General features: G+C 66.4%; 10 protein-coding genes. 2 read left to right on the top strand and 8 right to left on the bottom strand.

Annotated elements, in window-relative coordinates:
* Nucleotides 1–120: 120 nt before the first annotated feature.
* From IAG41_RS02730 to IAG41_RS02710, 5 genes are all read right to left on the bottom strand, one after another.
* Entirely contained in the window at nucleotides 121–2,205 is a 2,085-nt protein-coding gene (locus tag IAG41_RS02730; protein WP_187727031.1) for a malate synthase G, read from the bottom strand.
* Between the two features lie 72 nt (nucleotides 2,206–2,277).
* Nucleotides 2,278–2,724 (bottom strand): MarR family winged helix-turn-helix transcriptional regulator, encoded by a 447-nt coding sequence (locus IAG41_RS02725; RefSeq protein ID WP_187727030.1) that lies wholly within the window; start codon nucleotides 2,722–2,724, stop codon nucleotides 2,278–2,280.
* Nucleotides 2,725–2,934: 210 nt separating this feature from the next.
* Entirely contained in the window at nucleotides 2,935–4,350 is a 1,416-nt protein-coding gene (locus IAG41_RS02720; protein ID WP_187727029.1) for a coniferyl aldehyde dehydrogenase, read from the bottom strand.
* Nucleotide 4,351: 1 nt separating this feature from the next.
* The gene (locus IAG41_RS02715) at nucleotides 4,352–5,155 is read right to left on the bottom strand and encodes a prepilin peptidase (protein ID WP_187727028.1); all 804 of its coding nucleotides are present in this window, start codon (nucleotides 5,153–5,155) and stop codon (nucleotides 4,352–4,354) included.
* Nucleotides 5,145–5,405: a hypothetical protein gene (locus tag IAG41_RS02710; RefSeq protein ID WP_187727027.1), complete on the bottom strand. Its 261-nt coding sequence runs from the start codon at nucleotides 5,403–5,405 to the stop codon at nucleotides 5,145–5,147. The genes IAG41_RS02715 and IAG41_RS02710 overlap by 11 nt, the downstream gene beginning before the upstream one ends.
* 87 nt (nucleotides 5,406–5,492) lie before the next feature.
* Here IAG41_RS02710 and IAG41_RS02705 point away from each other — a divergent pair, with 87 nt between their 5' ends.
* Nucleotides 5,493–6,680 carry an acetyl-CoA C-acyltransferase gene (locus IAG41_RS02705; protein ID WP_187727026.1) on the top strand — a complete coding sequence of 396 codons (1,188 nt, stop codon included), beginning with the start codon at nucleotides 5,493–5,495 and terminating at the stop codon, nucleotides 6,678–6,680.
* Nucleotides 6,681–6,725: 45 nt separating this feature from the next.
* Here the strand turns inward: IAG41_RS02705 and IAG41_RS02700 are convergent, their stop codons facing one another.
* Nucleotides 6,726–7,358, bottom strand: coding sequence for a glyoxalase superfamily protein (locus tag IAG41_RS02700; protein WP_187727025.1), 633 nt, complete (start codon nucleotides 7,356–7,358; stop codon nucleotides 6,726–6,728).
* 120 nt (nucleotides 7,359–7,478) lie between these two features.
* Entirely contained in the window at nucleotides 7,479–7,955 is a 477-nt protein-coding gene (locus tag IAG41_RS02695; protein ID WP_187727024.1) for an SH3 domain-containing protein, read from the bottom strand.
* Nucleotides 7,956–8,046: 91 nt separating this feature from the next.
* Between IAG41_RS02695 and IAG41_RS02690 the strand changes: the two genes are divergently transcribed.
* On the top strand, nucleotides 8,047–9,045 hold the full coding sequence (locus tag IAG41_RS02690; RefSeq protein WP_187727842.1) for a 2-hydroxyacid dehydrogenase: 999 nt from the start codon (nucleotides 8,047–8,049) through the stop codon (nucleotides 9,043–9,045).
* 61 nt (nucleotides 9,046–9,106) lie between these two features.
* Here IAG41_RS02690 and IAG41_RS02685 read toward each other — a convergent pair whose 3' ends face one another.
* Complete coding sequence (locus tag IAG41_RS02685) at nucleotides 9,107–9,772, bottom strand: FxDxF family PEP-CTERM protein (protein ID WP_187727023.1); 666 nt, start codon at nucleotides 9,770–9,772, stop codon at nucleotides 9,107–9,109.
* Between the last annotated feature and the right edge of the window lie 69 nt (nucleotides 9,773–9,841).

Here is a 9,841-nt window from a genome sequence, read left to right as displayed (position 1 = left end):
GACCCCCCTTACCCCTATCCGCACGCTACTCCTCCGGGAGCCGCGATACATCCGGCCCTCACGCATGCGTAACAACCAAAATCGGCTTTGGCTCCCCCTGTCGATGATCTTCCAGCGAAATCAGCGACTAAGCGCCTTGGCCCGGGCCCTGAAGCGATGCAGCAGGGGTTCGGTATAACCATTGGGCTGGGTCAGCCCCTCGAACACCAGCGCCCGTGCCGCCTGGAAGGCCAGGCTGCTCGCCTCGTTGCCCGCCATCGGCCGATAGAGCGGATCGCCCGCATTCTGCGCGTCCACCTTCGCCGCCATCCGCTTGAGCGCCGCATCGATCTCCTCGGCGCTCGCCACGCCGTGGAGCAGCCAGTTGGCCAAATGCTGCGACGAGATCCGCAAGGTCGCGCGGTCCTCCATCAGACCGACGTCATGGATGTCGGGCACCTTCGAGCAGCCCACGCCCTGGTCGATCCAGCGCACGACATAACCCAATATGCCCTGGGCATTATTGTCGAGTTCGCGCGCGATCTCCTCCGCGCTCCAATTGCGTCCCTTGGAGACCGGCACCGTCAGCAGGTCGGCGACCACCGGCGTGCCGGGCGCGATATCGCCTTGGCGCTTGAACACGTCGACCTGGTGATAGTGCAGCGCATGCAAGGTCGCCGCGGTCGGGCTCGGCACCCAGGCGGTGTTCGCCCCGCTCAGCGGATGGTTGACCTTCTGCTCGATCATGTCCGCCATGCGGTCAGGCGCCGCCCACATGCCCTTGCCGATCTGCGCCTTGCCCGAGAAACCGCAATCGAGCCCGATACGGACGTTGCGCGCCTCATAGGCCGAGAGCCAGCGCGACGATTTCATCTCGCCCTTGGGCACCATCGGCCCGGCGCGCATGCTGGTGTGGATCTCGTCACCGGTGCGATCGAGGAAGCCGGTGTTGATGAAGAAGATACGGTCCTTCACCTGGTAGATGCACGCCGCGAGATTGGCCGAGGTCCGCCGCTCCTCGTCCATCATGCCGATCTTGATCGTGTTGCGCTCGACGCCCAGCAGGTCCTCGACCGCGTCGAACAGCCGATTGGCAAATGCGGCCTCGTCGGGCCCGTGCATCTTGGGCTTGACGATATAGACCGACCCAGCCCGGCTGTTGCGATACTTGCCCAGCCCGCGCAGGTCGTAGAGCGCGATCAGGCTGGTCACGATCGCGTCGAGCACGCCCTCGGGCGCCTTCTGCCCGTCCGCCAGCAGCACCGCCGGATTGGTCATCAAATGCCCGACATTGCGAATCAATAGCAGCGCGCGGCCGTGCAAAATCAGGTCGGAACCGAGTGGTACCGCGAAGCTCCGGTCCCCCTCCAGCCGCCGCGTCAACCGCTTGCCGCCCTTGTCGAAGCTCTCCTCCAGGTCGCCCTGCATCAGCCCCAGCCAATTGGCATAGGCGGCGACCTTGTCCTCGGCATCGACCGCGGCAATCGAATCCTCGAGGTCGACAATCGTGCTCAGCGCCGATTCCAACACCACATCGGCGATCCCCGCCGGATCGTTCCGGCCGATCTGATGCGCACGGTCGATCACCACTTCGATGTGCAGCCCATGATGGCGGAACAGCATGGATTCGCCGCGATGGCCGACGAACTGGCCGGGATCGGAAAGCGGCAGGTCTCCGGAGGTGAAGTCCGCCCAGAACATGCCCTCCAGCGGCACCGCCGAATCGAGGAACGCCTTGGCCCGCGCGATCACCGCCGCACCGCGCTCGGCATCATAGCCGCCCGGCTTCGCGCTGCCGGGCAGCGCATCGGTCCCGTACAGCGCGTCGTACAGGCTCCCCCAGCGCGCATTGGCGGCGTTGAGCACGAACCGCGCATTGAGCACCGGCACCACCAGCTGCGGGCCAGCCATCCGCGCGATCTCGTCATCGACATTCGCCGTGCCGATCGCGAACGGCGCCGGTTCGTCCACCAGGTAACCGATCCCGCGCAGCCAGGCCTCGTCCGCCGCCTCGCCGCTCGCCAGTCGCGCATCGATCAGGGCCTGGAACTCGTCGCGCCGCGCCAGCAGCGCGCGGTTCTCCGGAGCGAACCGGGCGAAGATGTCCGCCGCCCCCGTCCAGAATCCGTCCGCCGCGATACCCAGCCCGGGCAGCACCCGCTCCTCGACGAAGCGTGCAAGCGACTCGGCGACCTTCAGCCCGGCGCGGTCGGTATAAGCGGTCATGATTCCTCCTGGGCTGATGATCGATCGCCTGGGGAGGGCGTCAGGGCGATTAGAGCAGCCGGACGACTGGGATCAAGCCCTGTCGAGCGCACCCGCCGCGGCTTCGAGCCGCTCGAGCATCGCACCAAGCTGATCGCGCTCTTCCTGCGAGAAGCCGGCGAAGATGCACCGCTCCAGCTCGATCGCCTGGGGCGCGATCTGCTCGTAGAGCGCCCAGCCCTGCTTGCTCAGCGTCAACAGGTGCGAGCGCTGGTCCTCGGGATTGCTCGCTCGCTCCACCAGCCCGCGATCGACCAGCGCAATCGCCGCGCGGCTCACGGTCACCTTGTCCATCCGCGTCCGCCCGCACAGCGCCTGCTGGCTCATCGCCCCGCCCTCGGCCAGCACCGCCACCAGCCGCCATTCGGGAATGCGCAGCCCGAACAAAGTGCGATAGGCCGTCGCCACCGCGTCCGACACCGCGTTGGACGCGATCGACAGGCGATAGGGCAGAAACTGGTCGAGCTTCAGCGCAGTCATGGGGTCAAGTCTCTCTCCAACTACCAGATCTGCAAGTGACAACGTTGTACGATTGCATTTTTTGCAATGCTACCGGTAACATTTCGCACTTGCAGCAAATGCCGCCGCGATGCACAAAGAGCGTGCCTTTCAGGCATCCTCTCCTAAAACTTTCCAAAGGCCGTCCTTCGGGGCGGCCTCTTTTTTTGCCCGAAGCCGAGCGTCAACCCTTCATCTGCGCCGAATCGTCGCCCAGGTCGCCTTGCCATAAGGCGGTTTCATACCCGCCAGCTTCGCCACGTCGATTCGCGATTGCTTGAAGACCGCGCGCGCATGGCTGAACGTCTTGAAGCCGATTTCGCCGTGATAGGCGCCCATCCCCGACGGCCCGACCCCGCCGAACGGCAATTCTTCCTGGCTGACATGGAAGATCACATCGTTCAGCGTCACCCCGCCCGATATCGTCCGGTCCATCACCCGCCGCCGCTCGCCGGCATCGCTGCCGAAATGATAGAGCGCCAGCGGCCGGTCGCGCCGATTGACCTCGCCGATCGCCGCGTCCACGTCACGATAGCTGCGCACCGGCAGGATCGGGCCGAAGATCTCCTCCTGCATCACCTTCATGTCGTCGGTCGGGTTGCGGACGATGTGGAGCGGCATTTTCCGGGAATTGGACGCGCCGAAATCCTCGTTCGCCGGATTGACCGCGATCACGTCACCCCCTTTGGCGCGGGCGTCGTCGATCCATTCGGTCAGCCGGGCATGGTGCCGGTCGTTGATGATCGCGGTGTAGTCGGGATTGTCGAGCAGGGTGGGATACATGCGCGTCGCCGCAGCGGTCAGCCCGGCAACCACGTCCTCCTCCCTTTCCTCGGGCACCAGCATGTAATCGGGCGCGAGGCAGATCTGTCCGGCGTTCATCATCTTGCCCATCACCACCCGCTCGGTGGTCCGCGCGATGTCCGCCGATCGCCCGACCAGCACCGGCGACTTGCCGCCCAGCTCGAGCGTCACCGGCACCAGATTGTCCGCCGCCGCGTGGAGGATGTGCCGCCCGATCCCCGTCGCGCCGGTGAAGAGCAGATGGTCGAACGGCAGTTCGGAGAATGCCTTGCCCACCTCCGGCCCGCCGCTGACGAACGCCAGCTCCTCGGGCGCGAAATACTTCGCGCTCAGTTCCTCGAACAAAGCCGCCACCACCGGCGTATATTCGCTGGTCTTTACCATCGCCCGGTTGCCCGCCGCGAGCACGCCGGCAAGCGGCCCCATCACCAGGTTCACCGGGAAATTCCACGGCGCGATCACGCCCACCACGCCCTTGGGCTGATATTCGATCCAGGCCCTGGCCCCCAGCAGCCCGAGCGGGAACATCGTCGGCTTGCGTTCCGCCCGCGACCAGCGTTCGACATGCTTGAGCGCATGGCGAAGCGGCCCCACCGAGGCGGCGATGTCGGTGATCATCGATTGCTCGCGGCTGCGATGCCCGAAATCCTCGCTCAGCGCGTCGCAGAAGCGGTCCGCATTCTCGGCGATCATCGCGATCGCGCGCTTGAGGCGGTCCTTGCGCACATCGATCGATACCGGAAGCTCGGCCATGAAGGCGGCACGCTGGCGTTCGAGAATGTCGCGCACCCCGGTTCCTCTCATTTTATTGCGATACTGACACCAATGTTATCACGGTTCCCGCCGGATAGGAGGGGGTAGTCGCAATCACCAGCCAGACCGCGAATCCGCCTATCGCCAGCAACACGCCGAACGGTAGGCGCGTCGCTGCATCCACGCGGCGCCCGGCCAACAGCAGCGCCGCCACCACGGCCAGCCCTGTCAGGCACGCCACCAGCAACACGATCGGCAGCATGTTCCAGCCCAGCCATAGCCCGATCGCGCCCAGCATCTTGGGATCGCCGCCGCCGAGGCCATGCCTCTTCCGCACCGCGCGATAGAGCGTCGCGACCAGCCACAGCCCGCCAAAGCCCAGCGCCCAGCCCAGCAGCCGGTCGTTCAACCCGGGCGGGAAATCGGTGAGCAGGCCGACTGCGAACCCCGCGAGCGCCAATGTGCCCGTCAGCAGGTTCGGCAGCCAGAACGCCGCCAGGTCGAGAGCTGCCAATGCGAGCAGCAACCAACCGAACACTGCGCCGGCGGCCCCCTCGAGCCCCGGCGCCACCAGCCCCGCACCCACGCCGATCACCATGCCGAGCAATTCGGTAACGAGATGGCTCGGCCGGATCACCGCCCCGCATCCCCGGCACCTTCCGCGCTGAAGCACATAGCTCAGCACCGGCACCAGCTCGCGCGCCGTCAACGCCTTCCCACACGAATCGCATTCCGATCGGCCCTGCGAGACGGATCGTTCCTGCGGCCAGCGGATCGCCAGCGTCGCGATGAAGCTGCCGAAGACCAGCCCCAACACCCCCAGCAATAGCGGCCAGCCCCAGACCTCAATCGTCATCGCGCGGCTTTCGCTTGCGGATCAGGTAGCGATAGACGCCAAAGCAGTTGATCCCGAACAGCACCATGTTCTGCGTCCAGAGCGGCTCGTCCTTGGTCATCAGCGCGCCAGTGATCCAGCAGATGCTCGACCCGACGAACAGCACGAATCCCCATCCAATGATCCGCCGTCCCAGATCGAGCGAGACCATCAGGCACGCGATGATCCCGCTGATCGACGCGGACCATTTGAGGATGTCGATCAGGATCATTTCGCACTTTCCTTGGAGGGGCGACGCGGCTTTTGCAAACAGAGCCCCGGCGCACTAGATCGCGCACAACAATCGAGAGGATCGCTTATGTCCGCCGACGATGTCGTCATCGCCTCCTATGCCCGCACGCCGATGGGCAGCTTCCAGGGTGTCCTGACCGACGCGCCCGCCACCGAACTGGGCGCAGCCGCCGTCGGCGCCGCGGTCCAGCGCGCCGGGCTCCACGGCGATGCGATCGAGCGCATCTATATGGGCTGCGTCCTCCCCGCGGGCCTCGGCCAAGCGCCTGCGCGCCAGGCGGCGCTCAAGGCGGGCCTGCCCAACCATATCGAGGCCACCACGGTGAACAAGATGTGCGGATCGGGCATGCAGGCCGCGATCATGGCCGCCGATGCGCTCGCCGCCGGCTCGGTCGACCTGCTCATCGCCGGCGGCATGGAGAGCATGACCAACTCGCCCTATCTGTCGCTCCGGCACCGCGGCGGCGCCCGGATCGGCCATGATCGGCTGATGGATCATATGTATCTCGACGGGCTCGAGGATGCATACGAGCCCGGCAAGCTGATGGGCAATTTCGCCGAGGAGGTGGCGCAGGAATATCAGTTCACCCGTGCCGCACAGGACGCATTCGCCATCGAATCGCTCGAGCGCGCGCAAAAGGCACAGCAGTCGGGCGCGTTCGATCGCGAGATCGTCCCTGTCGAGGTCAAGGGCCGCAAGGGCGTGACCGTGATCAGCGCCGACGAGCAGCCCGCCAAGGCCGATCCCGCCAAGATCCCGACGCTCAAGCCCGCTTTCTCGAAGGATGGCACGATCACCGCCGCCAACGCCTCGTCGATCTCGGACGGTGCTGCCGCGCTGGTGATGACCCGGATGAGCGTCGCCGAGAAACTCGGCCTCACCCCCGTCGCCCGCATCGTCGCGCATGCCGGCCATGCGCATGCCCCGGCGCGCTTCACCACCGCCCCGGTCTTCGCGATGAAGAAGGCGCTGGAAAAGGCCGGCTGGAGCACCGCCGATGTCGACCTGTTCGAGGTCAACGAGGCGTTCGCCTGCGTCGCGATGATCGCGATGAAGGAGCTCGGCATCGCCCGCGACGTCATCAATGTGAACGGCGGCGCCTGCGCGCTCGGTCACCCGATCGGCGCCAGCGGCGCGCGCATCCTCGCCACCTTGCTCTCAGCGCTCGAGACCAACGGCCAGAAGCGCGGCCTCGCCTCGCTCTGCATCGGCGGCGGCGAAGCGACCGCGATGGCGGTGGAACTGCTGAACTAACATCGGAAAGCTATGTGCTCCTGCTTCCGCAGGATCACGGGCGTTCTAAACCCGCCGATACTGGACGAACGCAATCACGTTCCCGTCGGGATCGCGGACATGGAAGTCGGTGCCACCCCAGGCCTGCTTGACCAGGCCTTGCGCGAACTCGACGCCCGCGGCCTTGTACTCTTCGAACAGCGCCTTGACGTTGCCCGTCTCGATCGTCGCGAGGATCAGCGATCCCTCGCGTGCCGCCAGCTCGGTGAAATTGGGCTGCCCCACGAAGCGCAGGTGCAGGCAGGCCGCATCGCGCGAGACCGAACCGTAAAAGGCCGGCTTGCCGTGCAGGAAGTCGATCGCGAAGCCGAGCTTCTCCGAATAGAAGGCGGCCGCAGCGGTCACGTCGCGCACGAACAGGATCGGCACCGCTGCCGCCAACACCGGAGCCTTTTCGGGCGAAGGCCCCGCCGCATTGCCCGCACCAGCCTTCAGCGCGGCCCAATCCGCGAACCCGGCCTCGACCGCCACGATCTCCTGTGCGAGCGTCAACGGCAGTGCCATGTCGAGCGCCTCGCGGTCGGTCACGTCCTGGAAGCGGTCGAGCATCCGCAGCTTGCCGCCGACCGAATAATTGCCCTCGCGGTGCCAGCGCACCAGCAATTTGGCCTGTTTGCGATAGGTCTCGATCATCGGCATGCACACGCTCCTGCTGAGAATTTCAGCGGGCGGGCCTAGCCCTTTCGGCGCCATGCCGATGCACCCCGGGTGAGCTGCTGCAGAATGCGCAAACCACGCTCGGCGTGTCAATCGCGCGTGTCAGGGAACAGTCTCGCCCGGGTCCGTTCCCCAGATGTGCGACTGCTCGACATAGCCGCCGCGGCCATGGACGTCGAACCAGCACCAGCCGCTCGCGCAGCGGTTGATCGTGCCGACCACGCCCGGCTCGGCACGCCACGCCACCCGCGCGCTCAGGTTCGGCGCCGCACGCATCTCGATGATCGTGCCCATCACCATCGCGGTGCGGACATCGTCGAGCAGGTTCGCCTGCATCCAGCCCTGGGTGCCGTCGGGATCCTCGACCTTGCGCCACTCGCCATAGATGTCGACCACCTTCACCGGCAGTCCCTTGCGCTTGTAGAGCCAGCTCGCCGGATAGTTGCGGCCCGGCCCGGCGCGCATCTTGGCCTCGCTGGCCTTGATCGACAGGAAATAGGGCGGCTTGCGCTGCGCCCAGGCAGGCTCCGTCGCGGCGAGCACCGTCGCGCCCGCCAGCAGCCACACCCAAGTCCGCATGCGCCCCCCAATCATTTCCGACATGTATCCCGAGCGCCCTGTTCGCTTCAACCCGTTGACTGGCGCGGCGGCTCCCGCCAAGCCGGTCGTTATGGCACAGGCGCTTCGTCCCTCACGCCCTCGGGTGACCATCACCCGCGCGCTCCCGCAGGCGGTCGAGACGCGCATGGCCGAATTGTTCGACGCCGTCACCAATTCCGATGACCGCCCGATGGATAGGCGCGCGCTGGCCGCGGCGATGGCGGATACCGACGTTTTCGTCCCCACCGTCACCGACCGGATCGACGGCGATCTGATCCATGCCGCGCCCGAGCGGCTCCGCCTGATCGCCAATTACGGCAATGGCGTCGGCCATATCGATCTCAAGGCTGCCCGCGAGCGCGGCATCGTCGTCACCAACACGCCGGGCGTGCTCACCGAAGACACCGCCGACATGGCGATGGCGCTGATCCTCGCCGCGCCGCGCCGGCTGGTCGAGGGCGACAAACTCCTCCGCTCAGGCGCCTGGACCGGCTGGTCGCCCACCGGCATGCGCGGCCACCGCATCGGCGGCAAGAAGCTCGGCATCCTCGGATTGGGCCGCATCGGCCAGGCGGTGGCGATGCGCGCCCGCGCCTTCGGGCTCCAGATCCATTATCACGGTCGCCACCGCGTTCCCGAGGTGCTCGAGGCCCAATTGGGCGCGACCTTCCACGCCGATCTCGATTCGATGCTGTCGGCGATCGACATCTTGACGATCCACACCCCGCACACCGCGAGCACCGCCGGCCTGATCGACGCCCGCCGGCTCGATCTGCTCGGCAAAGGCGGCTGGCTGATCAACACCGCGCGCGGCGAGATCGTCGATCCCGAGGCTTTGGTGACCGCGCTCACCACCGGCCGCATCGCCGGCGCGGCGCTCGACGTCTATGTCGGCGAGCCGCTGGTCGATCCCCGGCTGATCGCGCTGGAGAATGTCGTCCTCCTCCCCCATCTTGGCTCGGCCACCTTCGAGGGCCGCGAGGCGATGGGGCTGAAGGTCATCGCCAATATCCGCTCCTGGTCCGACGGCCACCGCCCGCCCGATCAGGTGCTCGAGGGCTGGCTCTAGGAAGCCAGACACGAAAACGCCGCCGATCCGAGGACCGACGGCGCTTTCCCCCCGGATAGGATCAGGCGACGCTGAGCGCGCTTTGACCGCGACGGCGGCGCATCGCGCCACCGGCCAAGCCGAAACCGCCGATCAGCATGCCCCAGGCTGCCGGCTCGGGAACGCCCGCGACCGACACATTGTCGATGAACGACGTGCGGTCCTCGTTGGACAGGCCCGCGAAGGTCAGCGTGTAGGTGCCGGCGTCGAGCGTGAAAATGCCCGACTTCGCCTGCCAGTCGGCATGATCGGTGGTGAAGGTGCCGAGCGTGATCGGCGAAGCGCCACCCGTGATCGACACGGTGTAGGACTGCGGGCCGCCATTGTTGGTGCGGCCGGCATCGAACCAGCTCAGCTCGAAGCTGCCGCCCGTCGCGAGCGAGAAGATCTGCGACATGGCCTGGGTGCCCTGCACGAACGCGAAATAGTCGCCGCTCTGCGAAGCCGTGCCACCCCACGGGCCGTTGCCCGAAGCGATACCGCCCGAACCGTTCCATGCGCTGCCGGGAGTGCAGACGCCGTCGCCATAGTTGCCGCTGTCATAGCAATAGCCGGTGACGGGCGAGCCGCCATTCTGGATCGTGCCGGCCTGGCCCTTGGCCTCGAAGCCGCCATCGACGATCTGCGCATGCGCTGCCAGCGGCGCGAAGGCCAGGACACCGGCCGCAATGAATTTGGTTAACGCCACGCCACTTACTCCCCAAGGAAAATCTTCTGTACGCCAATGCGCTAGAGGGGAAACGTGCCGGTCACAAAC

The sequence above is a fragment of the Sphingomonas sp. JC676 genome, from assembly GCF_014489075.1.
Taxonomy (GTDB): Bacteria; Pseudomonadota; Alphaproteobacteria; order Sphingomonadales; family Sphingomonadaceae; genus Sphingomonas.
This window is presented reverse-complemented; position numbering and strand designations above follow the sequence as displayed.